At 71.4% G+C, this 25,027-nt stretch carries 22 protein-coding genes; 7 read left to right on the top strand and 15 right to left on the bottom strand.

Going from position 1 to position 25,027, the window contains the following annotated elements; all coding sequences use genetic code 11:
* Positions 1–4: 4 nt before the first annotated feature.
* The 3 genes from ACFY9S_RS04240 to panB all read right to left on the bottom strand — a co-directional run bounded on the left by ACFY9S_RS04240 (position 5) and on the right by panB (position 3,013).
* On the bottom strand, positions 5–820 hold the full coding sequence (locus ACFY9S_RS04240; protein WP_391122612.1) for an ABC transporter permease: 816 nt from the start codon (positions 818–820) through the stop codon (positions 5–7).
* Positions 817–1,836, bottom strand: a complete 1,020-nt coding sequence (locus ACFY9S_RS04245) for an ATP-binding cassette domain-containing protein (protein ID WP_391122615.1) — start codon at positions 1,834–1,836, stop codon at positions 817–819. The genes ACFY9S_RS04240 and ACFY9S_RS04245 overlap by 4 nt, the downstream gene beginning before the upstream one ends.
* 301 nt (positions 1,837–2,137) lie before the next feature.
* Positions 2,138–3,013 carry a 3-methyl-2-oxobutanoate hydroxymethyltransferase gene (gene panB, locus ACFY9S_RS04250; protein WP_391122618.1) on the bottom strand — a complete coding sequence of 292 codons (876 nt, stop codon included), beginning with the start codon at positions 3,011–3,013 and terminating at the stop codon, positions 2,138–2,140.
* Positions 3,014–3,217: 204 nt separating this feature from the next.
* Here panB and ACFY9S_RS04255 point away from each other — a divergent pair, with 204 nt between their 5' ends.
* The 4 genes from ACFY9S_RS04255 (at position 3,218) to ACFY9S_RS04270 (ending at position 8,128) form a co-directional block, all read left to right on the top strand.
* A complete protein-coding gene (locus ACFY9S_RS04255; protein ID WP_391122621.1) occupies positions 3,218–4,819 on the top strand; it encodes a DHA2 family efflux MFS transporter permease subunit in 1,602 nt (533 codons plus the stop codon).
* An 81-nt stretch (positions 4,820–4,900) separates the two neighbouring features.
* On the top strand, positions 4,901–5,539 hold the full coding sequence (locus ACFY9S_RS04260) for a TetR/AcrR family transcriptional regulator C-terminal ligand-binding domain-containing protein (protein WP_391122624.1): 639 nt from the start codon (positions 4,901–4,903) through the stop codon (positions 5,537–5,539).
* 179 nt (positions 5,540–5,718) lie between these two features.
* Positions 5,719–6,774: an endonuclease/exonuclease/phosphatase family protein gene (locus tag ACFY9S_RS04265; RefSeq protein ID WP_391122627.1), complete on the top strand. Its 1,056-nt coding sequence runs from the start codon at positions 5,719–5,721 to the stop codon at positions 6,772–6,774.
* Between the two features lie 136 nt (positions 6,775–6,910).
* On the top strand, positions 6,911–8,128 hold the full coding sequence (locus ACFY9S_RS04270) for an MFS transporter (protein WP_391122630.1): 1,218 nt from the start codon (positions 6,911–6,913) through the stop codon (positions 8,126–8,128).
* Between the two features lie 55 nt (positions 8,129–8,183).
* Here the strand turns inward: ACFY9S_RS04270 and ACFY9S_RS04275 are convergent, their stop codons facing one another.
* The 8 genes from ACFY9S_RS04275 to ACFY9S_RS04310 form a co-directional block, all read right to left on the bottom strand.
* Positions 8,184–8,759, bottom strand: coding sequence for an O-methyltransferase (locus ACFY9S_RS04275; RefSeq protein ID WP_391122633.1), 576 nt, complete (start codon positions 8,757–8,759; stop codon positions 8,184–8,186).
* Between the two features lie 25 nt (positions 8,760–8,784).
* A complete protein-coding gene (locus ACFY9S_RS04280; protein ID WP_391122636.1) occupies positions 8,785–9,486 on the bottom strand; it encodes a haloacid dehalogenase type II in 702 nt (233 codons plus the stop codon).
* A 95-nt stretch (positions 9,487–9,581) separates the two neighbouring features.
* The gene (locus ACFY9S_RS04285) at positions 9,582–9,974 is read right to left on the bottom strand and encodes a VOC family protein (RefSeq protein ID WP_102909078.1); all 393 of its coding nucleotides are present in this window, start codon (positions 9,972–9,974) and stop codon (positions 9,582–9,584) included.
* Positions 9,971–10,273, bottom strand: coding sequence for a metalloregulator ArsR/SmtB family transcription factor (locus ACFY9S_RS04290; RefSeq protein ID WP_391122639.1), 303 nt, complete (start codon positions 10,271–10,273; stop codon positions 9,971–9,973). The genes ACFY9S_RS04285 and ACFY9S_RS04290 overlap by 4 nt, the downstream gene beginning before the upstream one ends.
* A gap of 56 nt (positions 10,274–10,329) precedes the next feature.
* The gene (locus ACFY9S_RS04295) at positions 10,330–12,084 is read right to left on the bottom strand and encodes an NAD+ synthase (RefSeq protein ID WP_391122642.1); all 1,755 of its coding nucleotides are present in this window, start codon (positions 12,082–12,084) and stop codon (positions 10,330–10,332) included.
* Between the two features lie 79 nt (positions 12,085–12,163).
* Positions 12,164–14,107, bottom strand: coding sequence for a protease pro-enzyme activation domain-containing protein (locus ACFY9S_RS04300; RefSeq protein ID WP_391122645.1), 1,944 nt, complete (start codon positions 14,105–14,107; stop codon positions 12,164–12,166).
* 336 nt (positions 14,108–14,443) lie between these two features.
* Positions 14,444–15,064 carry a DUF305 domain-containing protein gene (locus ACFY9S_RS04305; RefSeq protein ID WP_391122648.1) on the bottom strand — a complete coding sequence of 207 codons (621 nt, stop codon included), beginning with the start codon at positions 15,062–15,064 and terminating at the stop codon, positions 14,444–14,446.
* Complete coding sequence (locus tag ACFY9S_RS04310) at positions 15,061–15,729, bottom strand: DUF3105 domain-containing protein (RefSeq protein WP_102909073.1); 669 nt, start codon at positions 15,727–15,729, stop codon at positions 15,061–15,063. The genes ACFY9S_RS04305 and ACFY9S_RS04310 overlap by 4 nt, the downstream gene beginning before the upstream one ends.
* A 195-nt stretch (positions 15,730–15,924) precedes the next feature.
* Between ACFY9S_RS04310 and ACFY9S_RS04315 the strand changes: the two genes are divergently transcribed.
* The gene (locus ACFY9S_RS04315) at positions 15,925–16,407 is read left to right on the top strand and encodes an Rrf2 family transcriptional regulator (RefSeq protein WP_391122652.1); all 483 of its coding nucleotides are present in this window, start codon (positions 15,925–15,927) and stop codon (positions 16,405–16,407) included.
* Here the strand turns inward: ACFY9S_RS04315 and ACFY9S_RS04320 are convergent.
* A complete protein-coding gene (locus ACFY9S_RS04320) occupies positions 16,404–17,591 on the bottom strand; it encodes a globin domain-containing protein (protein ID WP_391122654.1) in 1,188 nt (395 codons plus the stop codon). The two genes, ACFY9S_RS04315 and ACFY9S_RS04320, sit on opposite strands and share 4 nt — an antisense overlap.
* Before the next feature lie 294 nt (positions 17,592–17,885).
* On the opposite strand from ACFY9S_RS04320, the gene glnA reads away from it, so the two are divergent.
* Entirely contained in the window at positions 17,886–19,247 is a 1,362-nt protein-coding gene (glnA, locus tag ACFY9S_RS04325; protein ID WP_031131671.1) for a type I glutamate--ammonia ligase, read from the top strand.
* Positions 19,248–19,287: 40 nt separating this feature from the next.
* Here glnA and ACFY9S_RS04330 read toward each other — a convergent pair whose 3' ends face one another.
* On the bottom strand, positions 19,288–19,911 hold the full coding sequence (locus tag ACFY9S_RS04330) for a glyoxalase (protein ID WP_391122658.1): 624 nt from the start codon (positions 19,909–19,911) through the stop codon (positions 19,288–19,290).
* 73 nt (positions 19,912–19,984) lie between these two features.
* Complete coding sequence (locus ACFY9S_RS04335) at positions 19,985–20,431, bottom strand: VOC family protein (protein WP_391122661.1); 447 nt, start codon at positions 20,429–20,431, stop codon at positions 19,985–19,987.
* 691 nt (positions 20,432–21,122) lie between these two features.
* On the opposite strand from ACFY9S_RS04335, the gene ACFY9S_RS04340 reads away from it, so the two are divergent.
* Positions 21,123–24,131 carry a bifunctional [glutamine synthetase] adenylyltransferase/[glutamine synthetase]-adenylyl-L-tyrosine phosphorylase gene (locus ACFY9S_RS04340; RefSeq protein WP_391122664.1) on the top strand — a complete coding sequence of 1,003 codons (3,009 nt, stop codon included), beginning with the start codon at positions 21,123–21,125 and terminating at the stop codon, positions 24,129–24,131.
* Here the strand turns inward: ACFY9S_RS04340 and ACFY9S_RS04345 are convergent.
* Positions 24,110–25,009, bottom strand: a complete 900-nt coding sequence (locus ACFY9S_RS04345) for a phosphatase PAP2 family protein (protein WP_391122666.1) — start codon at positions 25,007–25,009, stop codon at positions 24,110–24,112. The genes ACFY9S_RS04340 and ACFY9S_RS04345 overlap by 22 nt on opposite strands.
* Positions 25,010–25,027 lie beyond the last annotated feature (18 nt).

Below are 25,027 nucleotides of genomic sequence, written 5' to 3' on the forward strand. Positions count from 1 at the left end.
GCCGTCAGCTCTTGGTCCGGAACTTGTGGATCGCGACCGGCGCCATCACGGCCGTGATCGCCACCGACCAGCCGAGCGTCACCCACAGGTCGTGCGCGACCGGCCCGCCCACCATCAGTCCGCGCGCGGCGTCCGCGAGGGTCGACAGCGGGTTGTAGTCGGTGAACGCCTGCAGCCAGCCCGGCATCGACGTGGTCGGCGCGAAGATCGACGAGCCGAACTGCAGCGGGAACAGCACCAGGAAGCCCATCGCCTGCACGGACTGCGCGTTCTTCAGCATCACGCCCAGGGTGAGGAACACCCACATGATCGACGAGGCGAACGCCGTGGACAGGGCCACGGTCGCGAACAGCCCCGGCCAGTTGGTGATCTCGAACCCGACCGAGACGGCCACGATCATCAGCACCGCGGTCGCGAACAGCATCCGCAGCAGCTCCACCGAGATCTTCGCGAACAGCACCGAACCGCGTCCGATCGGCAGCGACCGGAAACGGTCCATGACACCGGAGTTGAAGTCCTGGCTGAAGCCCGTGCCGACGCCCTGGGACAGCGTCATGCTCATCATCGCGATCATGCCCGGGATCACGTACTGCACGTACCGGTCCTGCCCGCCGCCCAGCGCCTGCCCGATCGAGCCGCCGAAGACGAACACGAACAGCAGGGTGAAGATGACCGGCATCAGCAGCGCGTCGGCCATCGACTCCGGGTCCTTGCGGATCCACAGCAGGTTGCGGCGGATCAGGGCGCCGGTGTGGCGCAGATGGCCGCGCGGCGTGATACGGGCGTCCGCGGCGGCGTCGTTGACGGTGACGGCGCTCATACGGCGGCCTCCTGAAGGTCTTCGGCGGGCATGGCGTCCTGCGGGGCACTGGCCCGATGGCCGGTGAGGGAGAGGAACACCTCGTCCAGACTGGGCAGTTCGGTGGTGATGGCGGAGAGCGTGATGCCGCGCGCGGTGACCGCGCCGACCACGGCCGTCAGCTGCTCGTCGCTGAGGATCGGCACGAGGACGTCACCCCGGTCGGTGTCGACGGTCGTGGTGGCGAGCCCGGTGATCCCCAGCTCGTCCAGTGCGCCGGCGAGGGGCCGCAGGTGGGTGGGATCGGCCGGGCGGATCCGCAGCGCGCGGCCGCCGACCTTCGCCTTCAGCTCCTCGATCGCGCCCCCCGCGATGACCTGGCCGCGGTCGACGACCGTCAGCTCGGAGGCGAGCTGCTCGGCCTCCTCCATGTACTGGGTGGTGAGCAGCACGGTGACCCCGTCGCCGACCATGCGCTTCACCTCGTCCCACACCTCGTTGCGGGTGCGGGGGTCGAGGCCGGTGGTCGGCTCGTCGAGGAAGAGCACGGCCGGCCGGCCGATCATCGACGCGGCCAGGTCCAGCCGCCGCCGCATGCCCCCGGAGTACGTCGCCGCGGGCCGCTTGGCCGCCTCGGTCAGCGAGAAGCGCTCCAGCAGCCCGTCGGCACGGGTACGGGCCTCCTTGCGGGGCAGATCGAGCAGCCGCCCGATCATGTACAGGTTCTCCCAGCCGGAGAGCTTCTCGTCCACGGAGGCGTACTGGCCGGTGAGCCCTATCACCCGACGCAGCTGCCGCGGCTGCCGTGCGACGTCGTACCCGGCCACGGTGGCCTGCCCCGAGTCGGCCTGCAGCAGGGTGGAAAGGATCCGCACCAGGGTGGTCTTCCCGGCCCCGTTCGGCCCGAGCACCCCCATCACGGTGCCCTCCCGCACTTCCAGGTCGACCCCGTCCAGTGCCTTGGTCTCCCCGTAGTGCTTCACCAGCCCCCGCACGGTGACAGCGGCGCCGCTGGTCTGTGTGTCGATTCGCGTCATGACACAGACGGTCCCAGGGCCCACCGACAAACCACCGACAAGCTACCGACACCTCAACGACGACCACCGCGACCATCAAGCGACGACCACCGCGACCATCAAGCGACGACCACCGCGACCATCAAACGACGACCACCGCACGCAACCATCAAGCGACGACCACCGCAACCATCAATTGAGGAACCACGACGGCGATCAACCACCTCCGCGAGAGCGGCGCCGGCTTAGGCGCAAAAGGGGGGCGGACGGCCCGCCGGCGGGGGACGATCGGCGGGCCGTCCGTGGTGGTGCGGCAGTGGTCCTAGTGGACGGAGTTCTCCTCCTGCGGGAACGTCCCACCGACGACCTCGTCGGCGAACGCCTTCACCGCGTCGCCCATGACCTCGCGCAGGTTCGCGTACTGCTTCACGAACTTCGGCACCCGCCCGCCGGTCAGACCCAGCATGTCGGTCCAGACCAGCACCTGCGCGTCGGTCTCGGGGCCGGCCCCGATACCGACGGTCGGGATGTGCAGCACGCGCGTCACCTCGGCGGCCAGCTCCGCGGGAACCAGCTCCAGCACCACCGCGAACGCGCCCGCGTCCTGCACGGCCTTCGCGTCCCGCAGCAGCTGCTGGGCGGCCTCCTCGCCGCGCCCCTGCACGCGGTAGCCCATCGCGTTGACCGACTGGGGGGTCAGGCCGATGTGCGCCATGACCGGGATGCCGGACTCGACGAGCAGCCGGATCTGTTCGTGCGACCGCTCGCCCCCCTCCAGCTTCACCGCCTGCACGCCCGCCTCCTTGACCAGCCGGGTCGCCGAGCGCAGCGCCTGCACCGGCCCCTCCTGGTAGGAGCCGAAGGGCAGGTCGCCGACGATCAGGGCGCGTGAGGTGCCCCGTACGACCGCCGCCGACAGCATCGTCATCTCGTCGAGGGTGACGGGCACGGTCGTCTCGTATCCGAGGTGGCAGTTGCCCGCCGAGTCGCCGACGAGCATCACCGGGATCCCGGCCTCGTCGAAGACGGAGGCGGTCATGGCGTCGTACGCGGTGAGCATCGGCCACTTCTCGCCGCGCTCCTTGGCTACGGCGATGTCGCGCACGGTGATACGGCGGGTGCCCTTGCCCCCGTAGAGCGCCCTGCCGCTGTCGGAGGGCTTCGTCTGAGCAGTCTGGGCAGCCGGAAGCTGCGTCATTGCACGGCTCCTAACACGTCATCTCGAGGCGCCCTGACGGCGTCCCCGGACCACGTCCATGGTGGCACCTCGTGCCACCGAGGGCTAGGGGAGCCCCTGTGAGTTCCGCCCGCAGGGGGCCGAAAGCACAAGTTGCGTAAGTTCCCGGTAAGAGAATTCCAATACGAGACGGTCTCGTATCGAAATGCTTCTAGGCTCGACGGCATGACTACTTCTGCCGATCCGGCCGCCCCCACCGGCCCCCGCGTACCGGAAGCGGTGCACCGGCGCCGCTGGGCGATCCTCGGCGTGCTGATGCTGAGCCTGCTGATCGTCGTGCTCGACAACTCGATCCTGAACGTCGCCATCAAGACGATCTCCACCCCGGCCCCGACCGGCCTCGGCGCCACGCAGAGCGAGCTGGAGTGGGCCATCAACGCCTACACCCTCGTCTTCGCGGGCCTGCTGTTCACCGCCGGGTTGCTCGGCGACCGGCTGGGCCGCAAGAAGGTCCTGCTCGGCGGGCTCGCCGTGTTCGGCATCGGCTCGGCGCTGGCCGCGTTCTCCGGCTCGCCGGGCCAGCTGATCACCTTCCGGGCCGTGATGGGCCTGGGCGCCGCGTTCGTGATGCCCGCCACCCTCGCCGTCCTCATGAACGTCTTCGAGCGCGAGGAGCAGCCGAAGGCCATCGGTATCTGGGCGGGCGGCGTCGGTCTCGCCATCGCCATCGGCCCCATCACCGGCGGTGTGCTGCTCGACCACTTCTGGTGGGGCTCGGTCTTCCTCGTCAACGTACCGATCGTGCTGCTCGCGCTCGCGCTGATGCTCTGGCTGGTGCCCGACTCGCGCGACCCGCACCCCGGCCGGATCGACCCCGTCGGCGTCGTGCTGTCCGTCGTCGGACTGGTCCTGCTCGTCTACGGCATCATCGAGGGCGGCCAGCTCGCCGACTTCACCGACGTGACGGTGCTGGCGGCCATCGGCGCCGGCCTCGCCGTGCTGGTCGTGTTCGTCGTGTTCGAGAAGCGCAGCGACCATCCGTCGATAGACGTCACGTACTTCAGGAACAAGGTCTTCTCGGCCGCCATCGCCGCCATCGCGCTGGTCTTCTTCGCGCTGATGGGCGTGACCTTCTTCTCCGTCTTCTACACGCAGAGCGTGCGCGGCTACTCGCCGCTGCAGACCGGTCTGCTGATGCTGCCGCTGGCCGCCGCCCAGCTGATCTTCGCGCCGCGCGCCCGGCTGGCCGTCGACCGCTTCGGCAACAAGGTCACGACCACGGCCGGAATGCTCGTCATCGCCGCGATGCTGGCCGCCTTCGCCACCCTGGACGCCCGCACGCCCATCTGGATCCTGGAAGTGATCTTCTTCCTGATGGGCACCGGCATGGCGCACATCATGACGCCGGTCAGCGTCGTCATCATGCAGGCCCTGCCCCGTGAGAAGGCCGGCTCCGCCTCCGCGCTCAGCAACACCTTCCGGCAGGTCGGCGGCGCCCTGGGCATCGCCGTCCTCGGTTCGGTGCTGTCCACGGCGTACCGCACGGGCATCGAGGGCAAGCTCGGCGCGCTCCCCCCGGCCCTGCGCCACACCGCGGGGGAGTCCATCGAGGCCACGCTCGGTGTCGCGGACGGGCTGGGCCGGCGGGGCGAGTCCCTCGTCGCCCCGGCCTACGACGCGTTCCTGCACGCGATGCACGTCACCGCCCTGTGGGGCGCGGGCATCGCCCTGATCGGCGCGGTCGTCGTGGCGCTGTTCCTGCCGGGCAGGCCGCCGTCGCCCCAGCGGGCGCAGGGAGACAAGGAGTTGTCGCACACGGGTTCGTAGACCTGGGGGAGAATTCCCTCCTCATTCACTCCTCGCGCAGCCGGGAACGGTCTCCACCCCCGCCAGGAAGGACGCAGCGACGTGAGCCTCGCCGAACGGCACACCCCGCCCGACGGTCCCGCGAGGGGCCGCCCCAGAAGCGAGGCCGTCGAGCGCGCCATCATCGAGGGCGTGATGAGGCTCCTGGAGGAGGGCGTGCCCCTCGCGGAGCTGTCCATCGAGCGCATCGCGCGCACCGCGGGCGTCGGCAAGGCCACCATCTACCGCCGCTGGAGCGGCAAGGAGGAACTCTTCGTCGACGTCGTACGCGCCGCCGAGCCGCCGGACCCGCCGCTCCCCGGCACCTCCATGCGCGACGACCTCGTGGTCCTGCTGGAACAGGTGCGCCGGCGCGGCCTGGCCAACCGCTCCTCGGCGATCCTGCACAGCGTGCAGGCCCAGATGAAGAGCAGCCCGAAACTCTGGGCGGCGTACCACGCCACCGTCGTCGCCCCCCGCCGCCGGATCGGCCTGGAGGTCCTGCGCCGCGGCCAGGACAACGGCGAACTGCGCACGGACCTCGACCTCGAACTGCTGAACGACATATTCGTCGGCCCGATGCTCGTCCGCGCCGTGCTGCGCACCGACGCCGACCTCCCCGGCGACCTCGCCGAACAGGTCGTCGACACGCTCCTCGAAGGCCTACGCCCCGTCAGTTCCGAGCGCCACCGGCCCGGGTGAGTGTGCGCGTTTCGTCACAGACGGCGCTTTCGGCGGGCGGGTCCGGAACTTCCCTCGGGGGCTCGAACGTCATCGCCCCCGTACGGCCGTCACAGGACGGCGGGAACGGAACGGATCATCCCCTAGGGTCGTAAGGACAGGGGGGCGATGGTGTGCACGGCAGGCAGTGAGGCGACGGTATGGCGCAGCAGCAGGCGTACATGACGGAGACGGACAACGGCGGCTCGGGACCCGAGCACCAAGGAACCCGGCTTCGGCGCCTGTTCGACCGGCTGGCGGGCTCCTGGAGGGATGACCCGAAGATCTGGCGGCGCGGACTGGTCGTCGCCGCGTGCGCGGTCCTGCTGGCCCTGGTCATGGGGCTGCACTCGCGCATCCCCAACACGATCGGCAACCTGGGCAGCCTCACCGAGACGTTCCTGCCCTGGCTGGGGCTCCTCGTCCCGGTGCTGCTCGTCCTCGCCCTGGTCCGCAGGTCCGCGACCGCGCTGATCGCTCTGGTGCTGCCATCGGTGGTCTGGCTGAACCTCTTCGGCGGCCAGCTCAGCGACAAGACCGCCACCGGCGGCGACCTCACGGTGGTCACGCACAACGTCAACGCCGACAACCCCGACCCGGGCGGCACCGCCCGTGACGTGGCCGCCTCCGGCGCGGACGTGCTGGCCCTGGAGGAGCTGACGCCGGACGAGGTCCCGACGTACGAGAAGGCGCTGTCGCCGGCGTACCGCTACCACTCGGTGCAGGGCACGGTCGGCGTGTGGAGCAAGTACCCGCTGAGCGGTGTGCGGGACGTCGACCTCGACATGGGCTGGACGCGCGCGATGCGCGCCACCGTGACCGCACCGTCCGGGCAGGTCGCGGTCTACGTCGCCCATCTGCCGTCGGTGCGCGTGAAGATGGAGGCCGGCTTCACGGCCCGCCAGCGCGACCGGAGCGCCGACTACCTCGGCGAGGCCATCGCCAACGAGCCGCTGAACAACGTCGTCCTGCTCGGCGACCTGAACGGCACGATGAACGACCGCGCGCTCAACGCCGTCACCTCCCAGATGCGCTCCACGCAGGGCGCGGCCGGCGACGGCCTCGGCTTCAGCTGGCCCGCGTCGTTCCCGATGGCGCGCATCGACCAGATCATGGTGCGGGGCCTGAAGCCGGAGAGTTCGTGGACCCTCCCGCAGACGGGCAGCGACCATCTGCCGGTCGCGGCTCGTGTGAGGGTCACCACAAGCGGCTCCTGAAAACCGCTGGTCAGGGCAGTTCCGACAGAAAATTGCCGCCTCGGCGTCACCGCGCGGAATAGTGCGCCTGCGAGACTTTGTTCCGTACTTGAACATAAGCGTACGGATCTCCAAGCAAGTCTCGAAAGGCTCCTTCATGCCCCTGGCCCTGCTCGCCCTTGCCGTGGGCGCCTTCGGCATCGGTACGACCGAGTTCGTGATGATGGGGCTGCTGCCCGACGTCGCGGACGACCTGAACATCTCGATACCCAGCGCCGGCCATCTGGTGTCGGCGTACGCGCTGGGCGTCGTCATCGGCGCCCCGCTGCTGGCCGCGGTCACCGCGAAGATGTCCCGGCGCACGGTCCTGATCGGCCTGATGGGGCTGTTCGTCGTGGGCAACGCCCTGTCGGCCCTCGCGCCCGACAACGGCTGGCTGCTGGCCGCCCGCTTCCTGAGCGGTCTGCCGCACGGCGCCTTCTTCGGTGTGGGCGCCGTCGTCGCGACGAACATGGTCGCCCCCGAACGCAAGGCCCGCTCGGTCTCACTGATGTTCCTCGGCCTGACGGTCGCGAACGTCCTGGGCGTCCCGGTCGCCACCCTCATGGGGCAGAACCTCGGCTGGAGGGCGACCTTCCTCGGTGTCAGCGCCATCGGCCTGGCGGCGATCGCCGCGCTCGCGTTCCTCATCCCGCACGACCACGAGCACACCACCGCGAAGGGCCTGCGGGGCGAACTCGCCGCCCTGCGCTCCCTGCCGGTCTGGCTGTCGCTCGGCACGACCGTCGCGGGCTTCGGCGCCCTGTTCTCGGCCTACAGCTACATCACGCCGATGCTCACGGACGCCGCCGGCTTCGCCGACGCCAGCGTCACCCTGCTGCTGGCGCTGTTCGGCGTCGGCGCGACCGCCGGAAACCTGCTGGGCGGCCGACTGGCCGACCACTCGCTGCGGGGCACGCTGTTCGGCGGTCTCGCCTCGCTGGTGGCGGTCCTGGCGCTGTTCCCGCTGCTGATGCGCACGGAGCTCACGGCCGCCGCGGCTGTGATCCTGCTCGGCATGGCCGCCTTCGCCACCGGCTCCCCGCTCCAGCTGATGGTCATGGAGAAGGCATCCTCGGCCCCGTCCCTGGCCTCCTCGGCCAACCAGGCCGCCTTCAACCTGGCCAACGCCGGCGGCGCCTGGATCGGCGGCCTCGCCCTGGCGGCGGGCTTCGGCGTCACCTCCCCGGCCGTGGCCGGTGTGGCCCTGGCCGTCCTCGGCCTGGCCGTGGCGTCACTGGCCTACGCGGTGGACCGGCGCCGGGCTCCGGTCGCCGGGCGCGAGCGGATCGTGGCGAGCCACGTCCCGCGGGAGGCGGAAGCGGTGCGTCACTGACGGTTTCCGGTACACGGCGGCTCGTGGGACCAGGTCCCGCGAGCCGCCGTTCCGTCTACCGGGGCGCCTGGCGCCGCGCCGCGACGATCGCCGAACTGACGGGCGTGGTGGAAACTTCGGTCGCGTCCAGGTCCGGATGGGTCAGATAGAACAGGCGCAGCTCGTCCACCTCGCCCTCGAACCGGGGCGGCCACTCCGCCGACGGTGTGAAGTCGTCCAGGACGAGGATCCCGCCGGGAGCGAGCAGTTCGACGACCCTGCCGGGATCGTCCCGCTTGCCGCCGCCGTCGCAGAAGAACACGTCGAAGGGCGCGTGCGGTTCGAGCAGCCGCCAGTCGCCGGTGAGGACGCTGACGCGGCTGTCACCGGCGAAGACCCCGGCCGCGCGACGGGCCAGCTCCTGGTCCCGCTCCACGGTGACGAGCCGCGCACCGACCCCGAGCCCGCTGTGCAGCCAGGCCGTCCCCACCCCCGAACCGGTGCCGCTCTCGGCGACGACCCCGCCGGGCTTGGCGGCTGCGACCGCCCTCAGCAGCATTCCTACTTCGCGGATGCAGCTCTTCTCGAACCCCGCCTCGGCGGCGAGGCGTTCGGCTGCCACGACCCGCGCCGGAACAGCGCGCTCACGCACGACCGGCCCCCCTTTCGCCGAGGTCTCACGCAACTTGACCGCCGGTCAACGCATCGACCAGACGGCCGAGGCCGTCGAACCGCAGGTCGAAGTCGTCGGAGCCCGTGGGCGGATCTCCGGCCGGCCGGTGGACGTAGGCGGTGCGCATGCCGACCGACTGCGCACCGCGCAGGTCCCAGGCGTGGGCGGCCACCATCAGCACGCGCTGCGGAGGGCATCCGGCGCTGTCGAGCGCGAGCCGGTAGACCTCGGGCGCCGGCTTGTAGGCGGCGGCCGGCTCGGCGGACAGGGCCTGATGCCAGCGAAGCCCCGCATGCGCGTTGAGGTGCAGCAGCGCCGTGCGGCCGGCGTTGGACAGCCCGATGACGGGGAACCGCCGGGCGAGCCGCTCCAGCCCGGCGACGGAGTCGTCCCACGGGGGCAGGCGCCGGCCCGCGGTGGCGAGCCGGGCGACGGCCTCCGGGTCGCTCACCCCGGCGTGCCGGGCCACCAGCCGGGCGGCCTCGGCGTCGAGGACCTCAGTGCCCGCATACGGGCGGTGCCCGCGCCGGACGCGTTCCTGTTCCTGCTCGCAGTACCGCCGCCACAGGGCGACGAGCTCGTCGGCAGCCGTCGCCTCGGACCGGCCGGTCGCCTCCCGTACGGCCGACCGGAGCCCGCCGGGCTCGTCGACCATGGTGCCCAGGACGTCGAAGACGACGACCTCGATGTCGCGGATCGCCGCCATGGCCTCTCCCGTGTCCGTCCCCCGGATGCGTCACCGCTTGGGCAGGTGATGATGGTGACATCGGGCACCGTCACCGGTCAAGGAGGTGACAGAGGCTACTGCGGCTGGGTCGCGATCTGGATCAGGTTGCCGCAGGTGTCGTCGAAGACGGCCGTGGTGACGGGACCCATCTCCAGGGGCTCCTGGGTGAAGCGGACGCCGAGGCCGCTCAGGCGCTCGTACTCGGCCCGGACGTCGGTGACGGCGAACTGGGCGAGCGGGATGCCGTCGGCGGCGAGCGCGTCGCGGTAGGGCTTGACGGCCGGGTGCCCGGCGGGCTCCAGGAGCAGTTCCGTGCCGCCGGGCTCCTCGGGAGAGACGACGGTCAGCCATCGGTCCGTCTCGCCGAGGGGCACGTCGTACTTCTTCACGAAGCCGAGGACCTCGGTGTAGAAGCGGAGGGCCTTGGCCTGGTCGTCGACGAAGACGCTGGTCAGGTGGATCTTCATGACGGGCTCTCTTCCGGTCCGGAGGGGTCGGGCACCGGCCATCGCTCGGTGATCTGCCGGAGCGGGGCGGTGTTCAGGTCGTGGAACTTGCAGCGGCCCTCCCGCCTCGTCTCGACGAGCCCGGCGGTCTCCAGCACCGCGAGGTGCTGGGAGACCGCCTGGCGCGAGATGCCGAGCCGGTGCTTCATGCTCAGCCGCGAGCAGATCTCGAACAGTGTCTGCCCGGACTGCTCCGCGAGCTCGTCGAGGATGGTGCGACGGGTGGGGTCGGCCAAGGCTTTGAAGAGGTCGTCGGCCACGACCCCAGCATAGGCAAGTGCTCACTTGCCTATCAAGTCCCTCCCCGGCGTGCCCGTCAGAGCGACTCCCGCCACCCGTTCGTGATCGGCAGCCGCCGGTCCTTCCCGAAACCCTTCGGGGAGATCTTCGTCCCCGGCGGGTACTGGCGCCGCTTGTACTCGGCCCTGTCGACCATGCGCAGCGTCTTCGCGACCAGCTCCGCGTCGAATCCGGCCGCCACGATCTCGTCGGCCCCCCGGTCCCGGTCCACGTACAGCTCCAGAATCGCGTCCAGCACCGGGTAGTCGGGCAGCGAGTCCGTGTCGACCTGGCCCGGGCGCAGCTCCGCGCTCGGGGGCTTGCTGATCGAGTTCTCCGGGATCGGCGGGGTCTGGCCGCGCTCCCGGGCGGCCCGGTTGCGCCACTCGGCGAGGCGGAAGACCGACGTCTTGTAGACGTCCTTGATGGGGCCGTACGCCCCGACCGAGTCGCCGTAGAGCGTCGAGTAGCCGACCGCCAGCTCCGACTTGTTGCCGGGGGCCAGGACGATGTGGCCCTCCTGGTTGGAGATCGCCATGAGCAGCGTGCCGCGCAGACGCGACTGGAGGTTCTCCTCCGCCAGTCCCGTCAGACCCAGCGCGCCCATGTACGCGTCGAACATCGGCTCGATCGCGACCGTGCGGTAGTTCAGGCCGGTGCGGCGGGCCAGATCGGCGGCGTCGTCCTTGGAGTGGTCCGAGGAGTACTTCGACGGCATCGAGACGCCGTACACGTTCCGCGCGCCCACCGCGTCGCACGCGATCGCCGCGACCAGCGCCGAGTCGATGCCGCCCGACAGACCGATCAGGACCGAGGAGAAGCCGTTCTTCGCGACGTACGCCCGCAGGCCCACGACCAGCGCCGAGTAGACCTCCTCGTCGTCGTCCAGGCGCTCCGCGTAACCGCCCGTGAGCTCCGGCTCGTACGCGGGCAGCGGCTCCTCGGAGAGCACCACGCGGTCGATGCGCAGCCCGTCGTCGACCACGCCCGTCGGCGCGTCGGCCGACGCCGCCGGCAGGTCCAGGTCCAGGACCACGCAGCCCTCGGCGAACTGCGGCGCCCGCGCCACGACCTCGCCGTCCCTGTCGACGACGATCGAGTCGCCGTCGAACACGAGCTCGTCCTGGCCGCCGATCATCGCCAGGTAGGCCGTGGTGCAGCCGGCCTCCTGGGCCCGCTTGCGGACCAGCTCCAGGCGCGTGTCGTCCTTGTTGCGCTCATAGGGGGAGGCGTTGATCGAGACCAGCAGGCCCGCCCGCGCCGAACGGGCGGCGGGGACGCGGCCGCCGTCCTGCCAGAGGTCCTCGCAGATGGCCAGGGCGATGTCCACGCCGTGCACCCGCAGCACCGGCATGCTGTCGCCGGGCACGAAGTAGCGGAACTCGTCGAACACGCCGTAGTTCGGCAGGTGGTGCTTGGCGAAGTTCAGGACCACCTCACCGCCGTACAGCACCGCGCCCGCGTTCTGCGGCGCGCCGGCCGGCTGGCCGTACTTCGGCTGGGCGGTCGCACTGCGGTCCAGGTAGCCGACGATCACCGGCAGCTCACCGAAGCCCTCCTCGGCCAGACGCGCGGCGAGAGCGCTGAGCGCCGCGCGAGAGGCCTCCACGAAGGACGACCTGAGCGCCAGGTCCTCGACGGGATACCCGGTCAGCACCATCTCGGGGAACGCCACGAGATGCGCTCCCTGTTCGGCGGAGTGCCGGGTCCAGCGGACGATCGAGTCGGTGTTCCCGGCGAGGTCGCCGACGCCGGCGTCGATCTGGTTCAGGGCGAGACGTAGTTGAGGCACGCCGCCCAGTGTAATCGTCAGTGCGACACAATGGGGTGGTGTGAGTCACCCCACACCACCCCATGTCCCCTTGCGGAGGTCAGCCGCGCCGGTACGACTCGACGTAGCCGTTCGCGGGTGTGCCCACGCCGGTGACGTCGTCGTAGCCCTTCACGGCTGTCAGCGAGCTGTCCTTGCCGAGACCGCGCACGGACGTGGACAGACCGCCGGTGGCGTCGTAGCCGTTCACGAAGTCCACCCGGGCCACAGCGAGGCCGGAGCCCGTCGGGTCGTCGGTGACGTCGTGGTAGACCTTCGAGCCGGCCTTGGCGTAGATCGCCGGGTTGGCGAAGCCGATCGCCTTGCCGCCGCGTGCTTCCTGGGCCAGGGCCTGGACGGCCGCGATCGTCGGGGCCGCCAGCGAGGTGCCGCCGATGCGGTACTCGCCGTACGCCTGCGTCTTCCCGTCCGGCGAGGTCTGCGTCTGCCCGACCAGGAACCCGGTGTTCGGGTCGGCGATAGCCGCGATGTCCGGCACGACCCGGTTGCCGTCCGCGCCGTTGGCCTCGGCCAGCGCGTCCGGCACCACGGCCCGCTGGTAGGAGGGCTCCGCGACGGTCTTGCTGGTGCCGCCGCCCGCGCCGGAGGTGAAGGCGCCGGGGAAGTCCGTCCAGCTCTTGCCGTCGGCCGACAGGGTCGCCTTGTCGGTGCCCCAGCCGGTCTCCCACAGGTACCTGTCGCCCTTGCCGACGGCCAGCGAGGTGCCGCCGACGGCGGTGACCCACGCCGAGTCGGCCGGGGAGTCGACCTGCTTCGTCCCGGAGCTCGCGACCTCGTCGCCGTTGTCACCGGAGGAGAAGTAGAAGCCGATGCCCTCGACCGCGCCCAGCTGGAAGACCTGGTCGTAGGCGGCCGCGAGATCCGGGGTCTGCGCGGCCTCGACCTCGCCCCAGGAGTTGGAGACGATGTCGGCCAGGTGGCTGTCGACGACCTTGCCGAGCGCGTCGAGCAGATCGCCGTCCGCGCAGGAGGCGGCGCCCACGTACGTCACGTCCGCGGCCGGCGCGACCGCGTGCACGGCCTCGACGTCCAGGGTCTCCTCGCCGTACCAGCCGGAGGCCGAGCAGTCCTCGGTGTCGGTGTACTTCTTCGGCAGCACCTGGTGCAGCCGGCCGGTCTTCCACGCCGCGTCGCCGTGGCGCTTGGCGTAGGTGGCGGCGTCGTAGGCGATCGTCGGGGAGGCGTACGCGTCCGTGACGGCGACCCGGACGCCCTTGCCGGTGCGCTTGCCCGCGCCGTAGGCGGCCCGCAACTGCTTGCCCGTGTAACCCTTCACGGCGTACGGGATCTTCTTGCCGTACGCGTCCGGGAGCGTGCTCGCGGTGTTCGAGCCGTAGTACGAGGAGAACGGCCCGGCGTTGCGGAACACGGTGTCCGGCGGCGGCAGTTGATCGTCGTGCGTGGCCATGTGCGGCGCGTTGTCCAGGCCGGTCACGGTCAGGACGGCGTCGGCCAGGCTCTGCGGCGCGGAGGCGGTGGCCGCGGGGGCGCGGTAGGTCTTCGAGCCCTTGGCGAAGTCGTGCAGCTGGGTGCCGAACGCCTTCTCGGCGGCGGCCACGTCACCGCTGACGGAGACGTAGTGCCGGGTGACGCCGGTGACCTTCAGGCCCGCCGCCGTCAGCCAGGACTTCACGGCCGCCACCTGGGCCTCGGTCGCACCGAAGCGCGCCTGCGCCTGCTGGGCGGTCAGGTACTTGCCGTACGAGCCCGAGGCCGGGTCGGAGACGGCCTTCGCGTAGGCGGCGAGGCCCGCCGCGTCCTTGCCGGCGAGGTAGACCCGGGCCGAGACCCGGGCGCCGTCGGCGGTGGCGCCCCTGTCCGCGTGGGCCGTGGCCCACGTGGGGCGGGTCCCGGACAGCAGGTCACGGAGCGGGTGGTCGGCGGCGTGCGCCGCGGGTATGCCGAGCGCCAGCGCACCGACGAGCATCGGCAGTGTCGCTGCCATGCTCACCCCGGCGCGCACCGAGGCGCGGTTGGATCTCATGGAACCCCCTGTGCGGTTCGTCGCGAGTGGATCACTCGACGGTCGCCACTCTCGCGATGAACCGTTCATGCAAGGGAATTGCGCAGCCCAAGAAGCGCCCCACGCAGACCAAGAAGAGCCCAAGAGGCCGCCAGGCAGGGCGATTTGAGGCTTACGTGCGCACCGCCCCCAGGAACGCGGTGCGGGCCGCGCTTCTTGAGCGGAGGCTTGCGTGCCCGCCGTCCCCAGGATCGCGGTGCGGGCCGCGCTTCTTGAGCGGAGGCTGACCTGGCCACCGCCCCTAGGAACGCGGTGCGGGTCGCGCTTCTTGAGCGGAGGCTGACCTGGCCACCGCCCCTAGGAACGCGGTGCGGCGCCGCGCTCCTTGAGCATGTCCGCCATCAGGAGGATCTCCGACTGCTGCGCGTCCACCATGCCCTGCGCGAGCCGCTTCTCGACCCCGACCACGCACCGGTCCGCGCAGCCCCGGGCCATGTGGACGCCGCCCTCGTGATGGTCCGTCATCAGCTGCAGGTAGAAGACCTCCGCCTGCTTCCCGCTGAGCTCTCCGAGCTTCTTCATCTCGGAGTTGGTCGCCATGCCGGGCATCAGCGCGCCGTCCTTGGCCGAGGCCATGCCGCCCATGTCCATCCAGGTCATCGGCGGCTCGGAGGACACCTTCGGCAGGCCCCACAGGTCCAGCCAGCCGAGCATCATGCCGCGCTGGTTGGCCTGGGTCTGGGCGATGTCGTACGCCAGGCGCCGGACCTCCTCGTTCCCCGTGCGGTCGCGCACGACGTACGACATCTCCACCGCCTGCTGGTGGTGCACCGCCATGTCCCGCGCGAACCCGGCGTCCGCGGACTCGGCGGAGGGCGTCCTGCCGCCGCCGTCGTCCCCCGCGACGGCGTAGGTGATCGCACCGGCCGCGACGAGCGCCGTCGCAGCGGCCCCGGCGACCAGGCCGGCATGCCTCACTTGGACAGCCCGTTCGTGCAGGCGGCACCCGGCTCGGGGGTCTGCTCGCCCTGGACGAACTTCTCGAAGAACTTGTCCACGTTCGGGTCGCTCGCGCCCGTCACCGTGCGCTGGTGGCCCCACGCCGAGAGCATGATCGGGTCCTTCTGGTCGTCCACCGGGCTCATCAGCGTGTACGGCGTCTTCTTCACCTTCGCCGCGAGCGCGTCGACGTCGGACTTCTTCGCGGCGGCGTTGTACGTCACCCACACCGCGCCGTGCTCCAGCGAGTGCACGGCGTTGGTGTTCTTCACCGGCTCGGTGTAGACGTCGCCGTTGCAGTTCATCCAGACGGGGTTGTGGTCCCCGCCGACCGGCGGTTCGGAGGCGTACTTCACGGCCTTGGTGACGTGGTTGCGGGCCAGCTTGCCCTCCCAGGTCCGCACGCCGTCCTTGCCCGTCACGAACGTGCCCTTGCCGGAGGAGTCGCTCGCCGCCGCGGTGTCACTGGCCCCGTCGTCCTGGGACCGCACGAGCACGACACCGCCGACGACCAGTCCGGTCACGATCACGAGGCTGGCCGCGATGGTGAGGATCCGGTTGCGGCGCTCACGGGACTGCTCGGCGCGCCGCATCTCCTCTATTCGAGCCTTGCGCGACGTGCTGGCCTTCTTGGCGGAGCCCATGGGGTGTCCTTCGTGGGAAAAGTGACAGTCGGGTGGGCTGATCGTAATGGGGGAGACGGGGCGCCTCGTAGAGCGGCCGCCGGAATGGGCCGAATCGATACGGCACCGACAGCAGGACGACAGCTTCCCCGCTCCCGGCGCCGCTCTCCCCCCGGAAAATTTGTACCGGAGATTCCCATTACCTACGCTGCCTGCATGCGGCTGCTGCGCTCCACCGACCTCGCCCTGCGGGTCCTGATGCGGCTCGCCGTCGCGGGCGGGTCCAGTCCGACGACCCGGGACGTCGCGGACGGCATGAACGTGCCGTACACCCACCTGGCGAAGGTCGTCGCCGAGCTCCAGCACCTGGGCCTGCTCCAGGCCCGCCGCGGTCGCGGCGGCGGCCTCACGCTCACCGAGGCGGGCCGTACGGCCTCGGTCGGTGCCGTGGTCCGCGCCTTCGAGGGCGACGGCGACGTCGTCGACTGCGACGGCCCCACCCCCTGCCCCCTCAACGCCGCCTGCCGCCTGCGCACCGCCCTGCGCCGGGCCCAGGAGGCGTTCTTCACCTCACTGGACCCGGTCACGGTGGAGGACATCGTGGCGGCGCCGACGGGCGCGCTGTTGCTGGGGATCTCGCGGGGTCCAGAGCCCCGCGGCGCCCAGGGCCCCGTCATCGGGAACCGACAGGGCTCCTAGGCCTGCCCCGCCAGCCACAGGTCCGGGCCGAACACCTCGTAGTGGATGTCGGCGGGGGCCACGCCCTTGGCGATCAGCTGGGCCCGCATCGCCCGCATGAACGGGAGCGGGCCGCACAGGTACGCGCGCGTGGCCGGGGCGAGTGCGACGCCGCTCAGGTCGGCCAGGCCGGTGTGGGTGCCCGCGGGGGCGTCCTGCTCATACCAGAGGTGGACGGCCGCGTCGGGGAGCTTGGCCGCCCAGGCCTCGTGGTCGGCGCGCAGGGCGTGGGTCGCGGGGGAGTGGTCGGCGTGCACGACGGTGACCGGGGCGCGGTGCCCCGAGTGGGCGAGGTGCGCCAGCATCGCCGTCATCGGGGTCACGCCGATGCCCGCCGAGGCCAGCAGCAGGGGCGTGTCGGGGCCGGCGTCCAGGACCAGGTCGCCGTACGGCTCGGACAGCTCCAGGACGTCGCCGACCCGCACGCGCGCGTGCAGGTGGTTGGAGACCTCGCCGTCGGGAGCGCCGGGCTCGCGCACGCGTTTCACGCTGATCTGCCGCAGGTCCGGGCCCGGCGCCCCGGAGAGGCTGTACTGCCGTATCTGCCGGGCGCCGTCGGCGAGGGCCACGCGGACGGAGACGTACTGGCCGGCCAGGAAGTCCCGCACCGGGCCGCCGTCGGCGGGCCGCAGCCGGAACGTGGCGACGTCCTCGGTCTCGGTGACCCGCTCGACGACCTCCCAGGTCCGCCAGGTGTGCCCGCCGCGCTCCTCGCGCAGCCGCTGCTCCACGGCGATCAGCGCGTTCGCCATCAGCCAGTACACCTCGTCCCAGGCGGCGGCCACCTCGGGCGTGACGGCGTCGCCCAGCACCTCGGCGATGGCGGCGAACAGGTGCTCGTGGACGATGCCGTACTGCTCCGGCGTGACGCCGAGCGAGGCGTGCTTGTGGGCGATGCGCTGGAGCATGGCGTCCGGCCGCTGCTCCGGGCGGTCCAGCAGGTGCGTCGCGAAGGCGGCGACCGAACCCGCCAGCGCCTGGCGCTGGGTGCCGGCGGCCTGGTTGCCCCGGTTGAACAGGTCCCGCAGCAGCTCCGGGTGGGCCGCGAACAGCCCGGCGTAGAAGCGCTCGGTGATCGTGCCGAGGGCCGCGCCGACGGCGGGGAGTGTGGCGCGGACGGTGACGGCGGACTGCTCGGACAGCATCGGAACTCCTCAAGGCTCGATTGTGCGCACGATATTTAAAGTTGCATCTGAGATGCAAATTAAGTGGGTGTGCAGCGAAAGGAACCGGCCGTTACGGATGCCGGTGCGAGCAGGCACTATGGGCGGAAGAGCAGTTCACCTGCCGTACGTGGGGCGTACGACCCCGGGCCGGCCGGGCGATCATGGTCCGCAACGCGCACGAAATGGTGGTGTGGTCTGATGCTCTGGTGCCCGACCGCCTCCCGTGGTACGGAAGAGAAGGCGGCCTGACCAGCAAGGATGGGGAAGCGGAAGATGGACAAGCAGCAGGAGTTCGTGCTCCGGACGTTGGAGGAGCGCGACATCCGGTTCGTACGCCTGTGGTTCACGGACGTGCTGGGCTTCCTCAAGTCGGTCGCCGTGGCCCCGGCCGAACTGGAGCAGGCCTTCGACGAGGGCATCGGCTTCGACGGCTCCGCGATCGAGGGCTTCGCCCGGGTCTACGAGTCCGACATGATCGCCAAGCCCGACCCGTCGACCTTCCAGATCCTGCCCTGGCGAGCGGAGGCCCCGGGCACGGCCCGCATGTTCTGCGACATCCTCATGCCGGACGGCTCCCCGTCCTTCGCCGACCCGCGCTACGTGCTCAAGCGTGCCCTCGCCCGCACCTCCGACCTGGGCTTCACCTTCTACACCCACCCGGAGATCGAGTTCTTCCTGCTGAAGGACCGCCCGCTGGACGGCTCCCGCCCCACCCCGGCCGACAACTCCGGCTACTTCGACCACACCCCCACCAACGTCGGCATGGACTTCCGCCGCCAGGCGATCACCATGCTGGAGTCGATGGGCATCTCGGTGGAGTTCTCCCACCACGAGGGCGCGCCGGGCCAGCAGGAGATCGACCTCCGCTACGCCGACGCGCTGTCCACGGCCGACAACGTCATGACGTTCCGCCTCGTCATGAAGCAGGTGGCCCTGGAGCAGGGCGTGCACGCCACGTTCATGCCGAAGCCCTTCTCCGAGCACCCCGGCAGCGGCATGCACACGCACCTGTCACTCTTCGAGGGCGACCGCAACGCGTTCTACGAGTCGGGTTCGGAGTACCAGCTCTCCAAGGTGGGCCGCTCCTTCATCGCGGGCCTGCTGCGGCACGCGGCGGAGATCTCCGCGGTCACCAACCAGTGGGTGAACTCCTACAAGCGCATCTGGGGCGGCGCGGAGCGCACGGCCGGTGCGGGCGGCGAGGCCCCCTCATACATCTGCTGGGGCCACAACAACCGCTCGGCGCTCGTCCGCGTCCCGATGTACAAGCCCGGCAAGACGGGCTCCGCCCGGGTGGAGGTCCGCTCCATCGACTCCGGCGCGAACCCGTACCTGGCGTACGCGCTGCTGCTGGCCGCCGGCCTCAAGGGCATCGAGGAGGGCTACGAGCTCCCGCCGGGCGCCGAGGACGACGTCTGGGCCCTCTCCGACGCGGAGCGCCGCGCCATGGGCATCGAGCCGCTCCCGCAGAACCTCGGCGAGGCCCTGACCCTCATGGAACGCAGCGACCTCGTCGCCGAGACCCTCGGCGAGCACGTCTTCGACTTCTTCCTGCGCAACAAGCGGCAGGAGTGGGAGGAGTACCGCTCGGAGGTCACGGCGTTCGAGCTGCGGAAGAACCTTCCGGCGCTGTAGGTTCCCTCGGCCGGCGCCGGCGGGTGTCCGCCGGCGCCGCTCACACCGACGCGTTCTCCGAAGCCGTCGTCCACGCGAATCCGTCCGGGTCGGTGAACGGCCCGGCGTCGCCGGTGATGGTGAGGCGGTGGGAGCCGGTGCCGTCGGGGGAGACGCCGGCGACCTTGGCGAGGCCGCGGCGCTTGTACAGGGCCAGCTTCACGGGGCCCTCGGTGGCGAACTCGACGTACTTGCCGCCGAAGCTCTTCCCCACGGCCAGGCCGTGCTCGACGTAGAACTGCTTGCTGGCCTTCACGTCCTCGACGCCGAGCAGCAGGACGAACTCGTCCACCCGCCGGGTCGCCGGGCCGGTGTTCTTCTTCGACGACGACGCGAGCTGCCAGATCGTCCCGTCCGGGGCCTGGACGACGCCCCCGTAGCCCCAGAGCGACTTGGCGGCGGGCTTCAGCGTCGTCGCCCCGGCCTGCACGGCCGCGTCGAGGAGGGCGTCCACATCAGCCGGCTGGGCGACCACGAGCGACAGGGTGAATCCGCGGAAGCCGGAGGTCGGTGCCTCCGACGCCCGCAGGCGCAGCCGATCGCCCAGACCGAAGGCGGCGTTGTAGAAGCGGTCGGCGGCGGCGGGGTCGGCCACCTCGAGGGTGACGGATGCGATGGAAGTCATGAGAACGACGCTAATCGCGCTCCGGCACCCGTGCTTCTCGATTCCTGACCGGTTCTCCGGCGTCTCCGGGTCCTCAGGCCTGCTGCCGTTTCAGATCCGCCAGCAGCTGGTGCAGCGGCTCGGTGGCCCGGCGCCGGTACTCCTGCACCGCCCACCCGTTGCCGTCCGGATCCTGGAAGTGCATGAACGTGGCGCCGTCGTCCGGGGAGTACTGGACCGGTTCCGAGACGTCGAGGCCGCGGGCGAGCAGCTCCGCGTGGGCCGCCTTGATGTCGGCGACGCACAGTTGCAGGCCCTGGTAGGAACCCGGGGCCGGGGTGGGGCCGGGCGTCATCTGCCAGATGGACTCGCCCAGGGCGATCGAGCAGCCGGAACCCGGAGGGGTCAGCTGGACGATCCGCATCCCGGGCATGACCTCCTGGTCGATGTCCACGTGGAAGCCGACCTTGTCCCGGTAGAAGTCCCGGGCGCGGTCGACGTCGCTCACGGGCAGCGGGATGACTTCGAGGGTGATGTCCATGGCGTGACTCCTTCGTCCGGCCGCATGAGAACCGATCACCTGGTCCGGCGGAAGTCGGCTGACGCGGACTGGAGCCGGCTGAACGGTTCCCCCTCACCGAAGCCGATAACGGCGTGCGGCGCCACCGAGTGGACGGCGACCGGACCCGTGCCGTGGTGGAAATGGCCCTCGCGTCCCCCGTGGCACCGGAAACCGTCGTACCCCGTCTCCCACACCCGGCCAGTCTCCGTAGCCACACGTCTGCGGCCACACCCACATCGGGTAGCCACACGTCTGCGGCCACACCGGGGCGCGCGGTCCCGTTGCTCCCGGCGTTGCGCCGCACACCCGGGCCACCGGGCCCGTGCGCGTTGGGCCCCGGCCGCAGACGAAGGGCTGGACGGGCGGCCGTCCGTCCAGCCCTGCCCGTCATGATCCACAGCGGTCCGGCCGCTGTGAGCCGTGTCTGTCCGCCGGCCCTGCCCAGCCCGGCGACGGCCGCCGTGAGCCGTGCCCGTCCGCCCGCCCTCCCCACCCCGGCGACGGCCGCCGTCGTCTCGTCGTCTCGTCGTCGTGGCGCCTGCCGGGCGGGCGCGCGGCCCTGTCCGCCTGCCGACCTCACCGGCGCTTCTCCCGGCCCGTGCCGTTACGCTCGAAGCCGTACGACCTTGATCCGATGCATGTCCGAGGAACAGTGCGAGGGAGGGCCCGGATGACGGCGGCGCCGGGGCGCAGGAGCAGTACCTTCACGCGGCTGCTGCGGCACGGTTTCACCGACGCCTCCGCCGCCGAACGGCTCCTGGACAGCCCGGAGCTCGCGCCCCTGCGCGACGACCCGGTGCTGCTGGAGGCGCTGGGCGCCACAGCCGACCCCGATCTCGCGCTGCTCGGCCTCGTCCGGCTGCTGGAGGCCCAGCAGAGCCCCGCCGCCCGCCGGGAACTGCTCGACACCCTGATCGCGGCCAAACCCCTGCGCGACCGCCTCCTCGGCGTCCTCGGCGCCTCCACCGCCCTCGCCGACCACCTCACCCGGCACCCGGACGACTGGCAGGCACTCGTCATGTACGAGGCGTACGACCTGCACCCCGGGGTGGAGGAGTTCGAGGCCGGCCTCGCGGAAGCCACCGACCCGGTCTCCCTGCGGGTCGCCTACCGGCGCTGCCTGCTGTCCATCGCCGCCCGGGACGTCTGCGGCACGACAGGCCTCGCCGAGTCCGCCGCCGAGCTCGCCGACCTCGCCACCGCCACCCTGCGCGCCGCCCTCGCCCTCGCGGAGGCGGCCGCACCGGAGGACGCCGGGCTGTGCCGGCTCGCGGTCATCGCGATGGGCAAGTGCGGCGGCCACGAGCTGAACTACGTCTCGGACGTGGACGTCATCTTCGTCGGGGAGGCCACCGAGGGCACCGACGAGACCAAGGCCGTACGCGCCGCGACGCGGCTCGCCTCGCACATGATGCGGATCTGCTCCGAGACGACCGTCGAGGGTTCCATCTGGCCCGTCGACGCCAACCTCCGGCCCGAGGGCCGCAACGGTCCCCTCGTGCGGACCCTCTCCAGCCACCTCGCCTACTACCAGCGCTGGGCCAAGACCTGGGAGTTCCAGGCGCTGCTCAAGGCCCGCCCGGTGGCGGGCGACCTCGACCTCGGCGAGGAGTACGTCGCCGCCGTCCAGCCCCTGGTGTGGAAGGCCGCCGAGCGCGAGAACTTCGTCCCCGACGTGCAGAAGATGCGCCGCCGGGTCGTGGAGAACATCCCCGTCGCCGAGGTCGACCGCCAGCTGAAGCTGGGCCCGGGCGGCCTCAGGGACGTCGAGTTCGCCGTGCAGCTGCTCCAGCTGGTGCACGGCCGGGCCGACACCTCCCTGCGCAGCGGTACGACGCTGGACGCGCTGAGGGCCCTCGCCGCCGGCGGTTACGTCGGCCGGTCCGACGCGGCCCAGCTCGACGAGGCCTACCGCTTCCTGCGGTCCATGGAGCACCGCATCCAGCTGTTCCGGCTGCGGCGCACCCACCTCGTCCCCCAGGACGAGGCCGAGCTGCGCCGCATCGGCCGCTCCCTCGGCCTGCGCGCGGACCCGGTCGCCGACCTGCACCGCGAGTGGCGGCGGCACGCGGGCGTCGTACGCCGGCTGCACGAGAAGCTCTTCTACCGGCCGCTGCTCGACGCGGTCGCCCAGCTCGCCACCGGTGAGGCCCGGCTCAGCACCGAGGCGGCCAGGGAGCGCATGGTCGCCCTCGGCTACGCCGACCCGGCCTCCGCCCTGCGCCATCTGGAGGCACTGGCCTCCGGCGTCACCCGCAAGGCCGCCATCCAGCGCACGCTGCTGCCCGTCCTGCTCGGCTGGTTCGCCGACTCGGCCGACCCGGACGCGGGACTGCTCAACTTCCGCAAGGTGTCCGACGCCCTCGGCAAGACGCCCTGGTACCTGCGGCTGCTGCGGGACGAGGGCGCCGCCGCGCAGAACCTGGCCCGGGTCCTGTCCGCCGGCCGCCTCGCGCCCGACCTGCTGATGCGCGCCCCGGAGGCGGTCGCGCTGCTCGGCGACGGGGACGGCGGTGGTCTGGAACCCCGGCCCCGCGCCCACCTGGAGCAGGAGATACTGGCCGCCGTGAAACGCGCCGACGGCGCCGCCCAGGCGGTCACGGCCGCCCGCGGTGTGCGCCGCCGCGAGCTGTTCCGTACGGCCGCCGCCGACATCGTCGGCTCCTACGGCACCGAGGAGCAGCCCGCCGAGGCCGATCAGGGTGCCCTGGTGGACCGGGTCGGCGGCGCGGTGTCGGACCTGACCGCCGCGACCCTGGCCGGCACGCTCCGCGCGGTCGTGCGGGACGGCTGGGGGAGCGACCTGCCCACCCGGTTCGCGATCATCGGCATGGGCCGGTTCGGCGGCCACGAACTGGCCTACGGCTCCGACGCGGACGTGCTGTTCGTCCACGAACCGCGCGACGGCGTCGACGAGCGGGAAGCGGCCCAGGCGGCCGGCAAGGTCGTCTCCGAGATGCGCCGTCTGCTCCAGATCCCGAGCTCCGACCCGCCGCTGCTCATCGACGCCGACCTGCGCCCGGAGGGCAAGTCCGGGCCGATGGTGCGCACCCTCACGTCCTACGCGGCGTACTACCGCCGGTGGGCCCTGACGTGGGAGTCGCACGCCCTGCTGCGGGCCGAGCCCGTGGCCGGCGACGAGGAGCTGGGCCGTCGCTTCATCGAGCTGGTCGACCCGCTGCGCTACCCGGCGGACGGGCTCGGCGACGAGGCCGTGCGCGACATCCGGCGGCTGAAGGCCCGCATGGAGTCCGAGCGGCTGCCGCGCGGCGCCGACCCCAAGCTGCACGCCAAGCTCGGACCGGGCGGCCTGTCCGACGTGGAGTGGACCGTGCAGCTCATGCAGCTGCGGCACGGCGCGGCGGAGCCGGGCCTGCGCACCACCCGCACCCGCGAGGCCCTGGCCGCGGCCCGCGCCGCCGGGCTGATCACCGACGAGGACGCGGCGACCCTCGACGAGGCCTGGGTCCTCGCGACCCGTGTCCGCAACGCGGTGATGCTGGTCCGTGGCCGGGCCGGCGACACCTTCCCCTCCGATCCCCGGGAGCTGGCCGCCGTAGGACGGTACTTGGGCTACGGCCCCGGCCACGTCGGCGACATGCTCGACGGCTACCGGCGGACCGCGCGCAGGGCGCGAGGCGTGATGGAGGAACTCTTCTACGGGGCCGCCGAGCGCTGAGTCCCGCCGGTCCGGGCCCCCGGCACGTTGTCTTCCCGGACCGCGCCCCACCTGCGGGCCGGCACCGTCCGGGGCAGTGCGTACGGCTGCCTTCCGTACCAGAGCCGGGCCACCGTGAACCCGAAGGCCAGGCACAGCACGCCACCGACCGCGTCCAGCCAGAAGTGGTTGGCCGTCGCGACGATGACCACCAGCGTCAGCGCCGGGTACAGCAGGCCCAGCACCCGCACCCAGGGCACCCTCGCCAGGGCGAAGATCGTCAGCCCGCACCACACGGACCAGCCGATGTGCATCGACGGCATCGCGGCGTACTGGTTGGACATGTGTTTCAGGTCGCCGGACGCCATCGAACCCCAGGTCTGGTGGACCATGACCGTGTCGATGAAGCCGCCGCCGTTCATCAGCCGCGGGGGTGCCAGCGGATACAGGTAGTAACCGACCAGGGCGACGGCCGTGGTCGCGAACAGCACCAGCCGGGTTGCCGCGTAGCGGCCGGGATGACGACGGTACAGCCACACAAGGACACCCAGCGTGACGATGAAGTGGAGCGTCGCGTAGTAGTAGTTCATCCCGACGATGAGCCAATGCACCGAGTTCACGGCGCGGTTGACGGACTCCTCGACGGCGATGCCCACGTGGTGCTCGGCCCGACAGATCCAGTCGGCGTTGCGCAGGGCCTCGGCCTTCTGCTCGGGCACGGCGTTGCGGACGAGCGAGTACGTCCAGTAACTCACCGCGATCAGCAGGATCTCGAACCAGAACCGGGGCCGGTGGGGGGTGCGCAGCCGGTGCAGCGGACCCGGCCGGGTCACAGCCGTGGCGGGGTGCGGAAGGGGCGTTTTCCGCCCTTCCTGCGTCGTCACGGTCGTATTACCCATAGGCACAGAGTTTGCCAG

It is taken from the genome of Streptomyces sp. NPDC012474 (genome assembly GCF_042955185.1).
GTDB classification, from domain to species: domain Bacteria; phylum Actinomycetota; class Actinomycetes; order Streptomycetales; family Streptomycetaceae; genus Streptomyces; species Streptomyces cahuitamycinicus.

Bases quoted from the DNA above. Each gene is read 5' to 3' on its own strand.
- ACFY9S_RS04240 (WP_391122612.1), bottom strand. From the start codon at position 820: ATGAGCGCCGTCACCGTCAACGACGCCGCCGCGGACGCCCGTATCACG.
- ACFY9S_RS04245 (WP_391122615.1), bottom strand. From the start codon at position 1,836: ATGACGCGAATCGACACACAGACCAGCGGCGCCGCTGTCACCGTGCGG.
- panB (WP_391122618.1), bottom strand. From the start codon at position 3,013: ATGACGCAGCTTCCGGCTGCCCAGACTGCTCAGACGAAGCCCTCCGAC.
- ACFY9S_RS04255 (WP_391122621.1), top strand. From the start codon at position 3,218: ATGACTACTTCTGCCGATCCGGCCGCCCCCACCGGCCCCCGCGTACCG.
- ACFY9S_RS04265 (WP_391122627.1), top strand. From the start codon at position 5,719: ATGGCGCAGCAGCAGGCGTACATGACGGAGACGGACAACGGCGGCTCG.
- ACFY9S_RS04270 (WP_391122630.1), top strand. From the start codon at position 6,911: ATGCCCCTGGCCCTGCTCGCCCTTGCCGTGGGCGCCTTCGGCATCGGT.
- ACFY9S_RS04280 (WP_391122636.1), bottom strand. From the start codon at position 9,486: ATGGCGGCGATCCGCGACATCGAGGTCGTCGTCTTCGACGTCCTGGGC.
- ACFY9S_RS04285 (WP_102909078.1), bottom strand. From the start codon at position 9,974: ATGAAGATCCACCTGACCAGCGTCTTCGTCGACGACCAGGCCAAGGCC.
- ACFY9S_RS04300 (WP_391122645.1), bottom strand. From the start codon at position 14,107: ATGAGATCCAACCGCGCCTCGGTGCGCGCCGGGGTGAGCATGGCAGCG.
- ACFY9S_RS04310 (WP_102909073.1), bottom strand. From the start codon at position 15,729: ATGGGCTCCGCCAAGAAGGCCAGCACGTCGCGCAAGGCTCGAATAGAG.
- ACFY9S_RS04315 (WP_391122652.1), top strand. From the start codon at position 15,925: ATGCGGCTGCTGCGCTCCACCGACCTCGCCCTGCGGGTCCTGATGCGG.
- ACFY9S_RS04320 (WP_391122654.1), bottom strand. From the start codon at position 17,591: ATGCTGTCCGAGCAGTCCGCCGTCACCGTCCGCGCCACACTCCCCGCC.
- glnA (WP_031131671.1), top strand. From the start codon at position 17,886: ATGGACAAGCAGCAGGAGTTCGTGCTCCGGACGTTGGAGGAGCGCGAC.
- ACFY9S_RS04330 (WP_391122658.1), bottom strand. From the start codon at position 19,911: ATGACTTCCATCGCATCCGTCACCCTCGAGGTGGCCGACCCCGCCGCC.
- ACFY9S_RS04335 (WP_391122661.1), bottom strand. From the start codon at position 20,431: ATGGACATCACCCTCGAAGTCATCCCGCTGCCCGTGAGCGACGTCGAC.
- ACFY9S_RS04340 (WP_391122664.1), top strand. From the start codon at position 21,123: ATGACGGCGGCGCCGGGGCGCAGGAGCAGTACCTTCACGCGGCTGCTG.
- ACFY9S_RS04345 (WP_391122666.1), bottom strand. From the start codon at position 25,009: ATGGGTAATACGACCGTGACGACGCAGGAAGGGCGGAAAACGCCCCTT.